General features: G+C 37.9%; 18 protein-coding genes. 8 read left to right on the top strand and 10 right to left on the bottom strand.

Translation table 11 applies throughout. The features are described from left to right. Entirely contained in the window at nucleotides 1–384 is a 384-nt protein-coding gene (locus ACJJVW_RS04950; protein WP_405250938.1) for a hypothetical protein, read from the bottom strand. Between the two features lie 325 nt (nucleotides 385–709). Between ACJJVW_RS04950 and ACJJVW_RS04945 the strand changes: the two genes are divergently transcribed. The 7 genes from ACJJVW_RS04945 to tsaB all read left to right on the top strand — a co-directional run bounded on the left by ACJJVW_RS04945 (nucleotide 710) and on the right by tsaB (nucleotide 8,771). After that, complete coding sequence (locus tag ACJJVW_RS04945) at nucleotides 710–1,411, top strand: ABC transporter ATP-binding protein (protein ID WP_298329288.1); 702 nt, start codon at nucleotides 710–712, stop codon at nucleotides 1,409–1,411. Then, on the top strand, nucleotides 1,404–2,648 hold the full coding sequence (locus tag ACJJVW_RS04940; RefSeq protein WP_405250937.1) for an ABC transporter permease: 1,245 nt from the start codon (nucleotides 1,404–1,406) through the stop codon (nucleotides 2,646–2,648). The genes ACJJVW_RS04945 and ACJJVW_RS04940 overlap by 8 nt, the downstream gene beginning before the upstream one ends. A gap of 101 nt (nucleotides 2,649–2,749) precedes the next feature. Further along, nucleotides 2,750–4,009, top strand: a complete 1,260-nt coding sequence (locus tag ACJJVW_RS04935) for an ABC transporter permease (RefSeq protein ID WP_405250936.1) — start codon at nucleotides 2,750–2,752, stop codon at nucleotides 4,007–4,009. 22 nt (nucleotides 4,010–4,031) lie between these two features. Next, entirely contained in the window at nucleotides 4,032–5,201 is a 1,170-nt protein-coding gene (locus ACJJVW_RS04930) for an efflux RND transporter periplasmic adaptor subunit (RefSeq protein ID WP_405250935.1), read from the top strand. A gap of 139 nt (nucleotides 5,202–5,340) precedes the next feature. Continuing rightward, nucleotides 5,341–6,798 carry a TolC family protein gene (locus tag ACJJVW_RS04925; RefSeq protein ID WP_298329276.1) on the top strand — a complete coding sequence of 486 codons (1,458 nt, stop codon included), beginning with the start codon at nucleotides 5,341–5,343 and terminating at the stop codon, nucleotides 6,796–6,798. A 5-nt stretch (nucleotides 6,799–6,803) separates the two neighbouring features. Next, nucleotides 6,804–8,090: an efflux RND transporter periplasmic adaptor subunit gene (locus tag ACJJVW_RS04920; protein WP_405222497.1), complete on the top strand. Its 1,287-nt coding sequence runs from the start codon at nucleotides 6,804–6,806 to the stop codon at nucleotides 8,088–8,090. A 3-nt stretch (nucleotides 8,091–8,093) separates the two neighbouring features. Further along, the gene (gene tsaB / locus ACJJVW_RS04915) at nucleotides 8,094–8,771 is read left to right on the top strand and encodes a tRNA (adenosine(37)-N6)-threonylcarbamoyltransferase complex dimerization subunit type 1 TsaB (protein WP_405250934.1); all 678 of its coding nucleotides are present in this window, start codon (nucleotides 8,094–8,096) and stop codon (nucleotides 8,769–8,771) included. A gap of 76 nt (nucleotides 8,772–8,847) precedes the next feature. Here tsaB and ACJJVW_RS04910 read toward each other — a convergent pair whose 3' ends face one another. The 7 genes from ACJJVW_RS04910 to ACJJVW_RS04880 form a co-directional block, all read right to left on the bottom strand. Next, on the bottom strand, nucleotides 8,848–9,666 hold the full coding sequence (locus ACJJVW_RS04910) for a mechanosensitive ion channel family protein (protein ID WP_298329268.1): 819 nt from the start codon (nucleotides 9,664–9,666) through the stop codon (nucleotides 8,848–8,850). A 143-nt stretch (nucleotides 9,667–9,809) separates the two neighbouring features. Next, nucleotides 9,810–10,655 carry a mechanosensitive ion channel family protein gene (locus ACJJVW_RS04905; protein WP_298329265.1) on the bottom strand — a complete coding sequence of 282 codons (846 nt, stop codon included), beginning with the start codon at nucleotides 10,653–10,655 and terminating at the stop codon, nucleotides 9,810–9,812. Between the two features lie 66 nt (nucleotides 10,656–10,721). Then, the gene (locus ACJJVW_RS04900; RefSeq protein WP_405250933.1) at nucleotides 10,722–12,761 is read right to left on the bottom strand and encodes a thioredoxin domain-containing protein; all 2,040 of its coding nucleotides are present in this window, start codon (nucleotides 12,759–12,761) and stop codon (nucleotides 10,722–10,724) included. 146 nt (nucleotides 12,762–12,907) lie between these two features. Next, entirely contained in the window at nucleotides 12,908–13,111 is a 204-nt protein-coding gene (locus tag ACJJVW_RS04895; RefSeq protein ID WP_013751093.1) for a dodecin family protein, read from the bottom strand. Nucleotides 13,112–13,290: 179 nt separating this feature from the next. Next, nucleotides 13,291–14,118, bottom strand: a complete 828-nt coding sequence (locus ACJJVW_RS04890) for a TPM domain-containing protein (protein ID WP_405250932.1) — start codon at nucleotides 14,116–14,118, stop codon at nucleotides 13,291–13,293. Further along, nucleotides 14,118–14,561, bottom strand: coding sequence for a TPM domain-containing protein (locus tag ACJJVW_RS04885; RefSeq protein WP_405250931.1), 444 nt, complete (start codon nucleotides 14,559–14,561; stop codon nucleotides 14,118–14,120). Before ACJJVW_RS04885 ends, ACJJVW_RS04890 begins: the two co-directional genes overlap by 1 nt. Further along, a complete protein-coding gene (locus tag ACJJVW_RS04880; RefSeq protein WP_405250930.1) occupies nucleotides 14,562–15,167 on the bottom strand; it encodes a LemA family protein in 606 nt (201 codons plus the stop codon). 192 nt (nucleotides 15,168–15,359) lie between these two features. Here ACJJVW_RS04880 and ACJJVW_RS04875 point away from each other — a divergent pair, with 192 nt between their 5' ends. Beyond that, the gene (locus ACJJVW_RS04875) at nucleotides 15,360–15,533 is read left to right on the top strand and encodes a hypothetical protein (protein ID WP_013751097.1); all 174 of its coding nucleotides are present in this window, start codon (nucleotides 15,360–15,362) and stop codon (nucleotides 15,531–15,533) included. On the opposite strand, the gene ACJJVW_RS04870 is transcribed toward ACJJVW_RS04875, so the two are convergent. Together ACJJVW_RS04870 and ACJJVW_RS04865 are read right to left on the bottom strand one after the other, a co-directional pair. Beyond that, nucleotides 15,530–15,859, bottom strand: a complete 330-nt coding sequence (locus ACJJVW_RS04870; protein WP_108877080.1) for a MerR family transcriptional regulator — start codon at nucleotides 15,857–15,859, stop codon at nucleotides 15,530–15,532. The two genes, ACJJVW_RS04875 and ACJJVW_RS04870, sit on opposite strands and share 4 nt — an antisense overlap. After that, nucleotides 15,859–16,830: a M23 family metallopeptidase gene (locus tag ACJJVW_RS04865; protein WP_298329244.1), complete on the bottom strand. Its 972-nt coding sequence runs from the start codon at nucleotides 16,828–16,830 to the stop codon at nucleotides 15,859–15,861. The genes ACJJVW_RS04870 and ACJJVW_RS04865 overlap by 1 nt, the downstream gene beginning before the upstream one ends. Nucleotides 16,831–16,925: the final 95 nt, after the last annotated feature.

Here is a 16,925-nt window from a genome sequence, read left to right as displayed (position 1 = left end):
CTACAGCCGTGGAGGCTGTATAACCAAATCTCTTTGTGAAGTGTACTTTTTCTCTAGGTACCACCAGTTATGTACTATCTCAATAGGAGTAGTACTTGCTAGAGTAGGGTAATATGTTTGTGACAATTGTTTGTCTGTGTTATATTTTTCGTCGCTTTTAAAATGCTCAGGCTGTTGGTCATTATCGTTAAAAACCAATTTAAGAAAAGTAAGAACACGGTGACTGTGGTGTGTAGCAACATCATTCCCATGGTGATTGCTAGCTGGAGTCTCGTGGTGATGTGGTGGGTTGTGATGATTATCCTGCGCGATGGCATGTTCAATATTGTGTGCAAGCTGGAAAACCACCTTTTGTACAGGTGATAGCAAGCAAAAGACCGCCATGCAAAAGGCGATAGTTTTGGTAATGGATGATATGTAATGGTTAGTTTTCAGTTTGTATGTGTGAATCTACTATAGAACTTACGGTAATATGACCTCGAGGGTTTCGTTTTAAGAATAGTTTAAGAAAATTAGGGTTACGCTTTCGCGAAACCATAAAATTATCTTTAACAAAACGCTAACATATGTTGGTGTAACAGAAACTCTCAAAAACAGTCTATTCAATACATTTTACAGCATAAAGGCTTGCTTGCATCTCAGATAGTCTTAACAAGAAATTCACAGTATTTAAGTTGTTAAATGTTAATATTGTTATAAACCATTGACTATGATTGAAATAAAAGGTCTTCACAAATCGTATCAGATGGGGAGCAACTCGCTTCACGTTCTTAAGGGTATAGACTTTTCTGTAAAAGAAGGAGAGCTAGTTTCAATCATGGGATCTTCTGGGTCTGGAAAATCGACGCTTTTAAATATACTTGGAATGCTTGATGAGGCAGATGAGGGTGATTATACCCTAGATAATGTCCCTATCAAAAACCTCAATGAAAAAATAGCAGCCCAATACCGCAATAAATTCTTAGGATTTATCTTCCAGTCTTTTAATCTTATCAATTATAAGAATGCTTTAGATAATGTCTCTATGCCGTTATACTACCAAGGTATGAAGCGCGCAGAGCGCACAGACAGAGCCATGCATTATCTAGAAAAAGTAGGTCTTGCACAGTGGGCAACACACTTACCTAGCGAAATGTCTGGAGGGCAGAAACAACGTGTCGCGATAGCGCGTGCACTAGCGAGTGACCCAAAAGTATTACTAGCAGATGAGCCTACGGGAGCACTGGATACAAAGACATCTTATGAGGTGATGGATCTCATACAGGGAATTAATGATGAAGGAAAAACAATCTTAATTGTTACTCACGAGCCAGATATCGCAGAGATGACTAAACGCATTGTAAACTTAAAAGACGGTCGCATAATAGATGACACACTCGTAAATCAAGTAAAGGCAATCAATCATGTTTGATGTAGAACGCTGGCAAGAAATTTTTGAGACCATAGGAAAAAACAAACTTCGTACGTTTCTTACTGGTCTATCAGTGGCTTCAGGGATTTTTATCCTAGTAATCTTACTTGGTTTTAGTACAGGTATTCAAAAAGGTGTAAAAACCCAATTTGCTCAAGATGCCGAAAGCCGTGTAAATGTATGGACGGGCGTTACTACAAAGGAATATGCAGGTCTTAATCCTGGTAGGCGTATCCAGATGCATAACAGTGATTATGAAAATGTCAACACAAAGTTTGGTGAGGCCTTAGAGCACAAAACAGGATTATATAATATCTGGGGTGGTCAAGTAAACTATGGCAACGAGTCTGGTAATTATCGTATAGAAGGAGCAAACTATGGACAGCAATTTATAGAAAACGCAACACTCTCTGCAGGCAGATTTCTCACTCAAAAAGACGAAGACGAAGGCGTAAAAGTTGCAATCATAGGTCAAAAAGTAAAAAATGATCTTTTTAAAGCTGAAGATGCTATCGGTGAAACTATTAAAATAAGTGGCATTAACTTTCTTGTAGCTGGAGTCTTTACAGATCCAGGAGGTGAACGCGAGGAATCTCGAATTTTTATTCCGCTTAGTACAGCGCAAAGAGTTTTTAATGCTGGAGATAACTTGCGCTCTATGGCATTTACCGTTAAAATGTCTGAAAATTTTGATGAAGCCGTAGCATTATCTGCAGCAGTGAGTCAGGGTATTGAAGATGAGATTAAGTCACGCTATCAGATATCACCAGATGATAGAAGCGCGGTGCGTGTAAATTATAATCTTGAAGAAGCACAAAAAATATATAGCCTTATAGACACCATACGCATGGTATTTTGGTTTGTAGGCATAGGAACTATTATCGCTGGGGTAGTAGGAGTAAGCAACATCATGCTCATCATCGTAAAAGAGCGCACCAAAGAAATTGGAGTGAGAAAGGCGCTAGGCGCATTACCTAGTTCTATCATTGGGATGATACTACAAGAATCTATTTTTATTACCGCAATCGCTGGATTTTTAGGTTTGTTTCTAGGCGTAGGTTTATTGGAACTCATAGGACCACAAATAGATAGTGACTTTATTAAGTTTCCTCAAGTAGATTTTACAACAGCAATTTCAACAGTGATAATATTAATAGTTGCAGGAGCGCTAGCGGGTTATATTCCAGCTAGAAGGGCCGCAAATATTAGACCCATAGAAGCACTAAGAGACGAATAAAATTAACTATCACGCTTTCGCGAAAGCGTACTCATAAGATACTTCCATTATACAAGGAGGAACAAACGTTTAATTAAAAGCACCTTACAAGGTATAACAAGATGTTTAGCAAAGACCGCTGGAATGAAATATTAGAAGCCCTCAATGCAAATAAGTTTCGCACGTTACTTACCGCATTTGGTGTATTCTGGGGAATCTTAATATTGGTATTGCTTCTTGCATTAACCAACGGACTTAAGAACGGAGTTTCGGCAGATTTTGGTGACTTTGCTACAAACTCAATGTTTATGTGGTCGCAAGGAACGTCCATATCGTACAAGGGATTACCTAAGGGAAGGAGATTTAGTTTTAAACTAGAAGATGTTGAGATCCTTAGAGAAAAGTATCCAGAACTTAAATATATCTCACCACGTAATCAGCTGGGTGGTTTTAATGGTGCGAATAATGTGACGCGCAATGAAAAAACAGGAGCTTTTAGTATCTACGGAGATTATCCAGAATTTATAAAACAGCAGCCTCAAGATATTACTTCTGGGCGTTACATCTCATATTCTGATATTAATGAAAAACGTAAAATTTGTGTTATAGGAGAAGATGTAGTGAAGGGTTTGTATGATAATGGAGAAGATGTTCTCAACACCTACATCAAAATAAATGGTGTAAACTTTCTAGTGGTAGGTACCTTTAAAAACCCAAAAAGTAGCGGAGACGCAGAGGAGGATGCAAATACCATATTTGTGCCTTTCACCACATTTTCACAAGCTTTTAATAGAGGTGATAACGTAGGGTGGATGGCAATAACTGCCAGTGAAGATGTCAACATTACAGACATTAAGGAGCAAGTATTTGCTACCATGAGAGAGCAGCGCTCTATACACCCTGATGATAAACGAGCGATAGGTCATTTTGATCTATCTGAAGCATATGGTCGTGTGATGGGGCTATTCTCTATCCTCACCTTTGTAGGTTACTTCGTAGGGTCATTAGTACTTCTTTCTGGAGTTATAGGAATAAGTAATATTATGCTTATTGTAGTAAAAGAACGTACTAAGGAAATAGGTGTGCGCAGAGCATTAGGAGCGACTCCATGGGAGATTAAATCTCAGATTTTGCAAGAATCTTTAGTGCTTACAATCATCTCGGGAATGGCAGGTATAGCAGTTGCCGCTGGATTTATATGGGTGATGAATACCATATTAGATCAAGTAGGAAAAGTAGATAATTTTGCAAACCCATCAGTAAATATAAATGTCATTTTTGTTGCACTCGCTATCCTGATAGTTTCAGGATTACTAGCTGGATTTATTCCGGCATCAAGGGCAATACAAATGAAGCCTATAGACGCATTAAGAATAGAATAAAACACAATCAACCACTCATACCATGAAACGCACAGGAACCATTATTACACTTATTGTAATCGTCATATTATTTGCAGCAGGCATTTGGTATATCTACACAAAGGATAAGCAAGACCCTATTGTTTATACTACAGAACAAGCTACTAGTCGTACCATTGTTAAGAAAACGGTAGCTACTGGAAGCATTGTTCCTAAGGAAGAAGTACTTATCAAGCCTAACGTGTCTGGAATCATTAAAGAGATTTATGTGGAGGCAGGAGATAATATCAAAGCTGGAGATCTTATTGCTCAAATTGAGGTGGTGCCTAATGCGTCATCACTTACTAATGCAAAGAATAATATTGCAGGAGCACGCACGGGAGTTGAAACAGCAAAGCTTGCTCTGGCAAACCAAAAGAGTATTTACGACCGCCAGAAGGCGCTCTTTGATAAAGGAGTGATCTCTGCAAATGATTTTGATGGCATTCAGAATTCATATAATCAAGCAGAACAGCGTGTAAAGCAGGAGCAAGTGAATCTTACAAGTGCTTCTCAAAATTATGATATTATAAAAACGGGAACTACCAGAGGACTGGGTAATGCTGCCACTACACAGATTAGATCTACCATTACTGGGATGATTCTTGACGTTCCAGTAAAAACGGGAAACCAAGTAATTGAAGCCAATAACTTTAATGATGGAACTACCGTTGCAACGCTTGCAGATGTAGATAAAATGATTTTTGAAGGAAAGGTGGACGAGAGTGAAGTAGGTAAAATAAAAGAAGATTTACCATTAGAAATCACCGTGGGAGCGATAGAAAATATGACTTTTAACGCGACTCTTGATTATATAGCACCTAAGGGCGTAGCCGAAAATGGAGCTATCCAGTTTGAAATAAAAGGGACATTAGATCGTACAAACTCAGATACTTTTATTAGAGCAGGACTGAGTGCAAATGCGAGTATTATCCTTGAGAAAGCAACAGATGTTCTTTCGATAAAAGAGGCACTTGTACAATATGATCCTAAAACTAAAAAGCCATTTGTTGAGGTCGCTACTGGCGATCAAGAATTTGAACGTCGTGATATAGAAGTGGGTGTGAGTGATGGTATTTTTGTAGAAGTAAAGAGCGGAATCACAGCAGAAGATAATATCAAAGTGTGGAACCAACTTAAAATCCCTACTGGATTTGGAGGAGGTAGAGGCTAGATAACCTTTTGTTTTATAGACTTGCAGAGGTGTTTTAGGTACGCTTTCGCGAAAGCGTAACAATCTCTCAAAAAAAATAATTAACAGTTTTTGTAACATATAACCGTTTCAATAGTCATATTGGACATCAATCAAGATTATGAAAAAAGCCATCTTATTTTGTATGACAGCGTTACTCGCTCTCACGACTTACAGTCAAGAGAAAAAGTGGACCCTGCAAGAATGCGTGCAATATGCGATAGATAATAACATCAATATCCAGCAAACGGAGTTAGATCTAGAGACTGCAGCCATAGACCGCTCTGATGCAATAGGAGCATTTTTACCTACCTTAAATGGTACGGCGTCAAACTCTTGGCAAACGGGTCTTACGCAAAACGTACTTACTGGAGTTTTAGAAACGCAACAAACACGTAACTCATCTTTTGGGGTAAGTTCTGGAGTGCGATTAATCAATGGTTTTAGAAACCATAAAGTACTGGACAGAGCAGAACTTTCTAAAATCGCAGCAGATTATAATATTGCTAAGCTTAAAGATGATGTCGCGCTTAATGTTGCGGTGTCTTATCTCCAAGTGTTACTTGCGAGAGAAAGTGCAAAAGTAATTGTCACTCAAAACGCAGTGACTAAAGAGCAAATATTACGTACACAAGAACTTGTAGATGGAGGCGTATTGCCTAGAGGTGATCTATTAGAGATACGCGCAACTGACGCAAGCGAGAGGCAACGTATAGTTGCTGCCGAAAACGGTGTTACCATAGGTCTTGTAAACTTAGCGCAACTATTAAATATAAAGGATATCGCAAACTTTGATATTGCCGAAGGGGAATATGAAGTACAAGGAGAAGGAATCTTAGATACTCAGGCAGATGTATTAATAGAGACGGCAAAGGAAACTCGCTACGATCTAAAGATTGCTGAACAAAATGAAGCAATAGCTAAAAAGGATTTAGAAATAAGCAAGACAGGTTTTTACCCTACACTAGATGCATTTTTTAATTATAACACTAGAGAGTCTAATAGATCAAGTGGTTTTAATACTTCTATAGATCCTGATACTCCTTTTATAGATTCTGGAAATCCTATTGGAGTTGTGGGTAACACAGGTGACATTGTAACTAGTTTGTCTCCTAATATTACAGGAGTTGATGAATTAGGTCCATTACCATTTATAGAGCAATTATACCTCAATGATGGTATTTCTTATGGGTTATCTTTGAGGGTTCCTGTGTTTAACGGATTTAGTGTAAAAAATCAAGTAAAACGTAGTGAGGTAAATGTAATGCGCTCAGAGTTTCAAAAGGAACTAGCAGAGCAAAACCTTAGAACTGCGGTGTATCAAGCATACACAGATGCAAAAGCTGCAAGAGAAAGTTATGAGGCGGCCAAAATAGCTGTTGAGTCTCAAGAGTTAGCTTACGCATATGCAAAAGATCGCTATGATGTAGGTCTTACAAATGCCTTTGACTTTAGCCAGAGTAAACTGCGTTACGACAACGCACAGATTGAGATTGCGCGTTCTAAATATGATTATATTTTCCGTATTAAGGTATTAGAGCTCTATTTTGGAGTTCCCGTTACCGAACTAAAATTCTAACCAAAATGAGTAAAAAAACACTTTTCATTTTACTAGGTATTGTTGCTGTTGTAGTAATAGCATTAATCGCAGGTAAAAAATCTGGAGCTTTCGGTAAGTCGGGTAATTTCAAGGCTGTAGAGGTGCAGAAGCTAGAGCGAGCAACTATCATTGAGACGGTGGCCGCTACCGGTAAAATACAGCCAGAGATAGAAGTAAAGCTATCATCAGAAGTTTCTGGAGAAATTATAGATCTTCCTATTAAAGAAGGGCAAGATGTAAAAAAAGGAGACCTACTTGTAAAAATCAATCCAGACTTAGTGCAAGCAGCAGTAAGCCAGAGTCGTGCAGCGTTACAAAATAGCCGTGCCGGATTATCACAAGCAGAAGCAAGTCTCAACCAAGCCAAGCTTACTTTTAATCGTAATAAGCCCCTTTTTGATAAAGGAGTAATTTCAAAAGCAGATTTTGAAAGAGCACAGTCTGATCTGGATATCGCACAAGCAAATCGTCAGAGTGCTTTTTATAATGTACAGAGTGTAGCTGCTCAAGTAAAGCAGGCTACAGATAACCTAGGACGAACTTCTATTTTTGCACCACGCGATGGTACAATCTCTATGCTTAATGTAGAACTGGGAGAACGTGTAGTAGGGACTGCGCAAATGGCAGGAACAGAAATTGTACGTGTAGCAAACCTCAATAATATGGAGGTTGAGGTAGATGTAAATGAAAATGATATTGTAAAAATTGCAATAGGAGATTCAACGATTGTAGAGGTTGATGCATACTTGAAAACAAAATTTTCGGGTATTGTTACAGAAATTGCAAACTCTGCTCAAGCAACACTTACTGCAGATCAGGTTACAAATTTTAAAGTAAAGGTGCGTATTCTTGAAGAATCATATAAGCACTTGCTAGAAGGTAAGAAGGATACATATTCGCCTTTTAGGCCAGGTATGACAGCAACGGTAGATATCATTACAAAAAAGCGTAACGATATTCTGGCAGCGCCTATAAGTGCTATTGTTGTAAAGACAGATACGAGTGCTACAAGAAGCACTTCGCCTAAGTCTACAACAAGTGCAGGAGCGGCAGAGGAGAAATTTGAATGTGTATTTGTGAAGAGCGGTGGTGAAGCAAAGTTGAAAGTCGTAACTACAGGAATACAAGATGACTCAAAAATTGAAATCTTAACAGGTCTAGAAGAAGGTGATGAAATCATTATAGGCCCTTATAGTCTTGTAACTAAAACGCTCAAAACTGGAGATAAAGTTGAGGTAAAAGGAGAAGAAAAAAACGAATCTGAAGAATAAACAATGACACATATTTTATGTCTTGAGACAGCCACCACAAATTGTTCGGTGGCTTTGTCTATTAATGGAAATGTAGTTGCAATGCAGGAGGATAATGCTCAAAAGTATTCTCACGCAGAGCGATTACATGTATTTATCAAAGAGGTGCTTGATGCTGCAGGTATTACTAAAGATAAACTTAGTGCAATTGCCGTAAGTAAAGGCCCAGGAAGCTATACGGGACTTCGTATAGGTGTTTCGGCAACAAAGGGACTCTGTGCAGCACTAGATATACCACTTATCTCTGTAGATACTTTAGGTGCGCTTTCGCGAAAGCTTACTGTAAACGATGGCGAACTCATTATACCCATGCTTGATGCACGACGTATGGAAGTGTATAGTGCCGTTTTTGATAATAGTGGAAATCGTCACAGAGAAACTCAAGCACAAATACTAGATGAAACATCCTTTACCGAATATTTAGATAAAGGAATCGTTCACTTTGTGGGTAATGGTGTAGAAAAATTCCAAGAGATATGTGAGCATCCTAATGCAAGATTTGTAATAGGAGAGTTGCCTTCATCAACTCAAATGGCAACCATGGCACAGTCAAAATTTGAAGCTAATGATCTTGAAGATGTAGCTTATTTTGAACCGTACTACCTCAAAGATTTTATTGCAGGTAAGCCTAAAGCAAAATAGAAATAATACTAAAGCAAAAAAAAATCCCGTGATACAATACTGTATCACGGGATTTTTACTTTTAAGAAAGAGCTTCTTAAGCTTCTTTGTGTATTTCGACAGCATGTGGATAAGGAATTTCAATCCCAGCTTTGTCAAGTTCAATTTTACAATTTTCGATAGTTTGGAAGTATACATCCCAGTAATTTTCTGGTGTAGCCCAAGGACGTACTTCATAATTTACAGAGCTATCTGCAAGCTCACCCATATTTACAGATGGAGCAGGTACTTGTAGTACATTTTCTTGAGAATGCATAGCGCGCATAAGAGCTTCTTTAGTCGCCTTAATATCTGCATCGTAAGATACACCTATTGTAAGGTCTACACGTAGTTCTCCTAGTTCTGTGTAGTTCTTGATATTACCATTAGATAAAACACCATTTGGTATAATAACTAGTTTATTTCCTGGTGTAGCTATCTTGGTAGTAAAGATTTGAATTTCAGATACAACTCCTACTTCACCTTGAGCTTCTATAAGATCACCTACTTTAAAAGGTTTGAAAAGCATAAGTAATACACCACCAGCAAAATTAGATAGAGAACCTTGTAACGCAAGACCAACAGCAAGACCAGCGGCTGCAAGAATAGCAGCAAAAGATGCTGTATCTATACCTAATTGTCCTAAAATGGCTATAATAAGTAGAACTAGTAAAATAGTTCTCACGAGATTAGATAAAAACTTCTCAAGTGTCTTATCCATATTCTTATTTTTCTCGAGCACTTTCTTGAAAACCTTCATTAGTTTTCCAATAACCCATTTACCTACGACCCATATGACTAATGCCATAAGGATTTTGAGTCCGTATTCTGATCCTTTTTCGATAGCGAGGTCAATCCATTTTTGATAATCTTCCATTGGTTTTAATTATTAGGTTGTTAATGTTTGTAGCCTAAAAATAGAAAATCTCGCATATATCAATATATGCGAGTTTCTATATAATAATTATCACCATGGATGTATCGTTAATCGATACAAAAGGGAATCTTGTCTAGTTTTTCTTATTCAGCATTGTGAACGTGCACATCACGTTGAGGGAATGGTATTGTAATTCCTGCGGCTTCTAGACGTTCTTTTCCTTCCTCTAGTACTAACCAGCGTAAATTCCAGAAGTCTTCATTTTTTGCCCAATATCTTAGCGATAGATTTACACTGCTATCTCCTAGCTCTGCAAGAACGATCATAGGTGCTTTTCCTTCTTCTTGGATTACTTGTTCTTGTTCATTGACTAGTGTAAGTAAAATGTTTTTGGCAAGTTTTACATCATCACCATAATCAATTCCAAAGGTGATTGCTTCTTTACGTATACCTTCTTCTGTAAAGTTTACAATGGTTTCATTAGACAACTTTCCATTTGGGATAATAGCTAGTTGGTTTCCAAAAGTATTAAGCTTGGTCTGGAAGATTGAAATTTCTTTTACTGTTCCTTCTTGTCCTTGTGCTTTTATAAAATCACCTACTTTAAAAGGTCTTAGTAATAAGATAAGAACTCCTCCTGCAAAGTTTGCGAGAGATCCTTGTAATGCTAGTCCTATTGCAAGTCCAGCTGCTCCTATGATAGCTACCAGAGAAGTAGTTTGTACACCTACTTGTGTAATCACAAGTACAAAAAGCACGATTTTTAAGGTCCAGTTAATGAGGTCTGCAATAAATTTTTCAAGTGTAGGTTCATAGTCCTTTCTTTTGAAAAACTTAGCTACTAGTTTTTTTATAATACGGATGACCCATAAACCAATAAACAACAAAACCATAGCACTCAAAAAGCCTGGGATGAAGTCCCATATCCATTTTATGGCCTGATCTATATGTTCTTGGTATTCGCTTACTTGATCCAGAGGATTACTCATATTTAATTTTTTTACAAAATTGGATATAAGCAAACATGTTACATAATCTTCTAGGATAAACTTCTGTTAAACTTCCATGAGTTTTAACGCGGCTTTCACAGTCTCTACGGGGAGTTGGCAAGTATTATTCACACATACATAGATAAATGTCCTATCATCATGGTATCGCCCCTTAAAGATGTCTTGATCACTTTTGATAGTGCTAGTTGCAATTAATTTATTAGGAATGTAATAGCTGTCGAACTCTTGTCTTAGGACTTCCGCATTTTTTCCCACGATAACAAGCTCATAAAAAGGCATGGTATAGTTAAGCATCCCATCCATCCAGTTTGAAAAACTAGTAGGGCTTTGCTCAATAGATGGCTGAATGTTATGAAGCATTGCTTTAGCCGTATCACCATAAGTATTATCGCTATAGTAATGAGATAACATAAAAATGTTCTTCGCCATTATGGAGTTTGAGGACGGAATTACGTTATCATAAAACTCTGTGTTCCGACTTGCGAGGCTAGGATCTTGGTTTGATGTAAAGAAGAACAAATCATTTTCTGGATTTTGAAAATGTTTAAAGGTGTAATCGGTAAGTTGTTTAGCCTTATTAAGCCATTGATTATCTGCTGTGACTTCATAGAGTGCTATAAAGGCATCTACTATGGCAGCATAATCCTCTAGATATCCATTTATAGTGCTCTTTCCATTTTTAAAGGTACGATTGAGACCGCCATCTTCTCTTATAAGATGAGTACTTATGAAAGTTGCATTTTTTAAAGCAGCAGTAAGAAATTCTTCCTCGTTAAAAGCGCGGTAGGCATCTACATACCCTTTTATCATTAATCCATTCCAAGAGGTTAGGATTTTGTCATCTAGGCGAGGTTTTTCTTTATTGCTTTCGCGAAAGCGTAATAAATCCTCATGCCATTTATTTTTCTTGGAAATGATTTCTTGTATTGAAATACCAAACTCTTTAGAAAAATCTTGATCTGTATCTTGTCTAATGAGTACATAGTTGTCTTTCTCCCATTTTCCATAGGAGTTGATGTTGTAGTATTCTTTGAAAAGATCAAAGTCATCACCTATCAAAGTTTGTAGCTCGTTTTTAGTCCACACATAATAAGCACCTTCTTCTAGAATTCCATCTGCAGTTAAGCTATCTGCATCTATAGCGCTATAGAAGGCTCCATCCTCTGTCGTCATCTCGCGGGCTATAAATGCCAAGGTTTGATAGACAGTTTCCTTATATAAAAGGTTTTTAGTCTTTGTGTAGGCTAGTGCGTATAGGCTAACTAGCTGTGCATTGTCATAAAGCATTTTTTCGAAGTGCGGTACATGCCACTTTGTATCTACACTATAACGGGCAAAACCGCCACCTACGTGATCATTAACTCCACCAAAGGCAATTTGTTCTAGCGTAGTATTTACATATTCTAAAATTTCTTGATCTTGGTTTTGATGAGCATACCTAAGTAAAAACAGGTAGTTATTAGGCATCATAAACTTAGGCGCACGGTTAAGGCCACCTTGTCTAGTATCCCACTGCCTCGACCACTGGCTAATGGCATTTTGTAAGGTTTCTAGCTGGAAATCTGGATTGCTATCATTCGGGATAATTGCATCCATTTCTTGCATGCCTTGATCAAGCTTTTCTGCATATTCAATGAGTTTTTCTGGTGCTGTTTGATAGAGTTTGGCAATTTGCTCAAGTGCGCTTGTCCATTCCTCTTTTGGGAAATAGGTGCCTCCCCATACTGGTCTTCCATCTGGTAATGCAATGGCATTAAGAGGCCAGCCACCTCTGCCTGTCATAAGTTGCACAGCATTCATGTATACATTATCCACATCTGGACGCTCCTCACGATCTACTTTTATATTTATAAAATGCGCGTTCATAAGTTGTGCGACCTCTGTATTTTCAAAGCTCTCGTGCTCCATGACATGACACCAGTGGCATGAAGAGTAACCTATGCTTATCAATAAGAGTTTGTTTTCCTTTTTAGCCTGAGCCAGCGTTTGCTCATTCCATGGTTTCCAGTCTACAGGGTTATGGGCATGTTGTAAGAGATAAGGACTAGTCTCTTGTATAAGATCATTAGTATAAGGATGTTCCATAGTGGGAATTTTAGCGCTTGCCGATTGAAAAAAGGAGTGTAATTATAGATGTAAGTGTGTTTGTAAAATGGGGTAGTCTTGTAAAAATACAAACAAAAAAAGTCCCATCTAGAGATGGGACTTTTATCAATATTTTAAAAAGAGATTTACTTCACTTCAAAAGTAATCTTACAGTTCATGCGATATTCTTTTATTTTTCCATCATCACCTACTACGCAGTTTTGCTCGTTTACGTAAAGAGATTTGATGTTCTTGATGGACTTGCTAGCATGTTTAAGTGCGTTTTCTGCTGCATTTTCCCAGCTTTTCTCAGAACTTGCTAATACTTCTATAACTTTTAATACTGCCATTTTATTGGTTTTAATGTGTTAATAATTAGTTGTTTCCTGAAAGTTACGCAATTCATTAGATAAGAATGCAAATGTTTTTATAAATGTTATAATTACTGTCTGTCTGAATAATAACGATAGTTATGTGTAGATGAGCGTAGGTGTTAAAGCTATTTTAAGAGATTTTGTTTTTGATGTAATTACCATCCTCCGGAAGCACCACCACCTCCAAAGCCACCGCCACCAAATCCTCCTCCAAAGCCACCGCCTCCACCGAAGCTTCCACCACCGCCAAAAGATCCACCACCACCAAAGCCACCACGTCCCATATTGCTGAGTATGATAACGTCTAGTAGCGAGCCGCCTACACTGCGCTTACCTCCATTACGACCGCCACCGCGATGATTGTTGCGACTTATGATAATGAGAATGATGATAAAAAAGATAAACATGAGAATCCCTTGTATGGGAAAACCATCGTTACCTTGTCTCGTTCCTTTAAAGTTTCCTTGCAAACCATCAAAGATGGCATCTGCGCTTTGATCAAGGCCAGCATAAAAATTCCCTTGTTTAAACTGAGGAATCATTATTCTATTTATGATTTGCTCTGAATCACGGTCAGAAATGATGCTTTCTATTCCATAACCCGTATTGATATCTACCTTGCGATCATCTTTTGCGAGAATAATCAGGATGCCGTTATCTTCATCTGCCTGGCCTATTCCCCATTGCTGTCCCCACTTTGCGCCTACCATATCAAGTCCTTCTCCATTGGAAGTAGAGATAATAGCAATCACAATTTGTGTTGAGGTACTATCACTGTATTTAATAAGTTTGTTTTCTAAAGCACTCTTTTGTCCTGCAGATAATAAGCCTATGTAATCATAAACTGCGTCAGGATTTGCCTTTGTCGGTTTTTCAGGAATATTAAATTGCCCAAATGCAGGAATACTCAGTACCAATAAAAGTAGAGAGAAGAGTACGCTTTCGCGAAAGCGTGAACCTAAAAAATATTTTTTTTCTTGCATTAAGAGGTGCTTATTTCGTCAGGGAGTTCATTTTTATCACCATGCTTCCATGGGAAAAATGCAGCTAGTTTCTCTCCAGCAGACTGTACTCCCTGGATGAGGCCATCGCGGAAGTTTCCTTTTGTAAACTGAGCAATCATAGCATCCTTAGTAGACTCCCAGAAATCTGGAGGGACTACCTTGTTGATGCCAGCATCACCGCAAATTGCCAGTCTATGATCATCTACAGCAACGTAAATAAGGACTCCATTTTCTTCCTTAGTATTATCCATTTTAAGTAAATGAAATAATTCTTGAGCACGTATGAGCGCATCCTCTGTGTTAGAGTGATGCTCTAGGTGCACACGGATTTCCCCCGAAGTACGAGTCTCAGACTGTCTAATGGCCTCAACAATGGCTTGTTCGTCATTTTTACTTAAAAAGTCTTCTACCGTAGATGCCATTTATTTTGTGCCAAAATCAAATTCTACTTCTGGAGCATTTTCTGATCCTGCATCTGCCTCAAAGTATGCACGGTTATCAAAACCTAAAATTCCTGCAGCTAGGTTAGTAGGAAACATACGTATCTCAGAGTTTAAGATTTTTGCCTTTTCATTAAAGCGATTACGCTCCACATTGATACGGTTTTCTGTACGTTCCAGCTCATTGATTAGCTCCTTGAAGTTTTCATTTGCCTTAAGATCTGGGTAGCGTTCAAAAACAGCTAAAAGTCGAGAAAGCGCAGAGGTAAGACCTGACTGAGCTTCTTGAAACTGTCTAAGCTGTGCTGGTGTAATGTTTGAAGGGTCAATATTTATTGAGGTAGCTTTGCTACGTGCTTCTATAACTCCTATAAGAGTAGATTGCTCAAACTCTGCATAGCCTTTGGCTGTATTTACAATATTTGGGATTAAGTCTGCACGACGTTGGTAAGAGCTTTCTACGTTACCCCATTGTGCACTTACCTCTTCATCTAGAGGAACGAGATTATTATTTGTGCGAGCAAGCCATAAGCCTCCTATTACTAGTATAGCAACAATGGCGATAAGAGCGATAAGTCCTTTTTTCATAATATTAAATAGGTTTGATAGTTAGTTGTTGTTTGTTGTGATTTGTTACAAGTAACGTGCAATAGTAGCAAGTTAAGAAAAAGAATTACTATAAGAAGACAATAAGGTTTTGTTAAACTCGCCGTCTAAGAGTTGTATAAGCTTGATTTTTGCAAATAAAAAAGCAACACTCATTTGTAGTGTATTATTGTTATGGATTTAAAACTTTTATATTTACTAGCATCTATGGGAGTTATAGGTGTTATTGCAGGTGTATATCACCTCGTGTCTGGGCAGTATCTTGTAATGAGCCTCTTGTCAATAACCACTAGTTTATTTTTTATAGGCCTAGCTTATCGCGATTATTATAAAGGAAAGCGTTTTTAGAGATTAGACTTAATCTCTAGTAGTTGTGCTTTTACAGCCTCTAGCTTTCTTATAATATCAAAATTTGATAAAATTTCTTTTTTACCTTCTTTGAGGTGTGTTTTTGCACCTTCAAGTGTAAAACCGCGCTCTTTAACCAGATGGTAAATGAGCTCTAGATTTTTAATGTCTTCTGGTGTAAATCTCCTTGTGCCTTTAGCGTTTTTTTTAGGAGCGATTACATCAAACTCTTTCTCCCAGAAACGTATCAAAGATGCATTTACATCAAATGCCTTTGAGACTTCACCTATAGTATAATACAGTTTTTCTGGAAGGTCTATATACATTAATCGAGTGATTGATTTTCTATAGATGACGCAGCTAGCATAAGATCATATTCCTCTGGAGTAAGATCATTATGGTAAAAGTTTACAGGGTTAACTACAGTGCCGTTTTTCCATACTTCGTAGTGTAGGTGAGGACCAGAAGATAGACCTGTATTGCCCACATATCCTATAATTTCACCACGCTTTACATTCTGTCCTACGGTAGCTTTGTACTTACTCATGTGCGCATAATACGTTTTATAGCCAAAACCATGTTCTATAATTACCATTTTACCATAACCACTTCCTAGTCCTACTTTAGTGACTTTTCCATCACCCGTGGCATAAATTGGCGTACCAGGAGGAGCTGTAAAGTCCATCCCGTTGTGCATTTTACGGTATTTTAAAATAGGGTGCACTCGCATTCCGTATCCAGAGGCTACTCGTGAGAGGTCTTTATTTTGAACCGGTTGTATAGCTGGTATTGTTTTGAGTAACGCTTCTTTCTCTTCGGCTAGTTTTGCGATTTCGTCTAGAGACTTTGACTGGATTACAAGTCGTTTTGTGATCTGATCAATACGTTTTGCACTTCCTGTAATCATAGAAGAGTTATCAAACCCTTCTAAGTCTTTATAACGATTTACACCTCCAAAACCTGCTTGTCTTATTTCATCAGGAATAGGGCTAGCTTCAAATAATACACGGTATACATTATTATCTCGCTCTTCTACATTTGCAAGTACGCGTTCTATCTGGTCAAGTTTCTTTTCTTGAATCTCAAACTGTAATGACATATTTGCCAGCTCACGTTCTAGTTTTCGTTCCTTAGGAGTATCGACACCAGAGTTAAACACAGCAATCGTTATAAGAAGTCCCATAAGAGCGGTTGCTGCAATGAATATCAATGCTGCGCCAAAGGTGCGTCCCTTTTTTCTCTCTACTTTTCGGTAGGATAGTGTCTCACTATCGTAGTAATATTTTACCTTAGACATAAGTTAAAATGCTTATTTTTGGGGTTTGTTTATGGGGTTTAGTACGCTTTCGCGAAAGCGTGATTTAAAACCTCAACAACGTTCAAATATAAAAT

Origin of the sequence: Dokdonia sp. Asnod3-C12, assembly GCF_045063975.1 — a bacterium.
Lineage (GTDB): Bacteria > Bacteroidota > Bacteroidia > Flavobacteriales > Flavobacteriaceae > Dokdonia.
This window is presented reverse-complemented; position numbering and strand designations above follow the sequence as displayed.

Bases quoted from the DNA above. Each gene is read 5' to 3' on its own strand.
- ACJJVW_RS04950 (WP_405250938.1), bottom strand. From the start codon at position 384: ATGGCGGTCTTTTGCTTGCTATCACCTGTACAAAAGGTGGTTTTCCAG.
- ACJJVW_RS04945 (WP_298329288.1), top strand. From the start codon at position 710: ATGATTGAAATAAAAGGTCTTCACAAATCGTATCAGATGGGGAGCAAC.
- ACJJVW_RS04940 (WP_405250937.1), top strand. From the start codon at position 1,404: ATGTTTGATGTAGAACGCTGGCAAGAAATTTTTGAGACCATAGGAAAA.
- ACJJVW_RS04935 (WP_405250936.1), top strand. From the start codon at position 2,750: ATGTTTAGCAAAGACCGCTGGAATGAAATATTAGAAGCCCTCAATGCA.
- ACJJVW_RS04930 (WP_405250935.1), top strand. From the start codon at position 4,032: ATGAAACGCACAGGAACCATTATTACACTTATTGTAATCGTCATATTA.
- ACJJVW_RS04925 (WP_298329276.1), top strand. From the start codon at position 5,341: ATGAAAAAAGCCATCTTATTTTGTATGACAGCGTTACTCGCTCTCACG.
- ACJJVW_RS04920 (WP_405222497.1), top strand. From the start codon at position 6,804: ATGAGTAAAAAAACACTTTTCATTTTACTAGGTATTGTTGCTGTTGTA.
- tsaB (WP_405250934.1), top strand. From the start codon at position 8,094: ATGACACATATTTTATGTCTTGAGACAGCCACCACAAATTGTTCGGTG.
- ACJJVW_RS04910 (WP_298329268.1), bottom strand. From the start codon at position 9,666: ATGGAAGATTATCAAAAATGGATTGACCTCGCTATCGAAAAAGGATCA.
- ACJJVW_RS04905 (WP_298329265.1), bottom strand. From the start codon at position 10,655: ATGAGTAATCCTCTGGATCAAGTAAGCGAATACCAAGAACATATAGAT.
- ACJJVW_RS04900 (WP_405250933.1), bottom strand. From the start codon at position 12,761: ATGGAACATCCTTATACTAATGATCTTATACAAGAGACTAGTCCTTAT.
- ACJJVW_RS04895 (WP_013751093.1), bottom strand. From the start codon at position 13,111: ATGGCAGTATTAAAAGTTATAGAAGTATTAGCAAGTTCTGAGAAAAGC.
- ACJJVW_RS04890 (WP_405250932.1), bottom strand. From the start codon at position 14,118: ATGCAAGAAAAAAAATATTTTTTAGGTTCACGCTTTCGCGAAAGCGTA.
- ACJJVW_RS04885 (WP_405250931.1), bottom strand. From the start codon at position 14,561: ATGGCATCTACGGTAGAAGACTTTTTAAGTAAAAATGACGAACAAGCC.
- ACJJVW_RS04880 (WP_405250930.1), bottom strand. From the start codon at position 15,167: ATGAAAAAAGGACTTATCGCTCTTATCGCCATTGTTGCTATACTAGTA.
- ACJJVW_RS04875 (WP_013751097.1), top strand. From the start codon at position 15,360: ATGGATTTAAAACTTTTATATTTACTAGCATCTATGGGAGTTATAGGT.
- ACJJVW_RS04870 (WP_108877080.1), bottom strand. From the start codon at position 15,859: ATGTATATAGACCTTCCAGAAAAACTGTATTATACTATAGGTGAAGTC.
- ACJJVW_RS04865 (WP_298329244.1), bottom strand. From the start codon at position 16,830: ATGTCTAAGGTAAAATATTACTACGATAGTGAGACACTATCCTACCGA.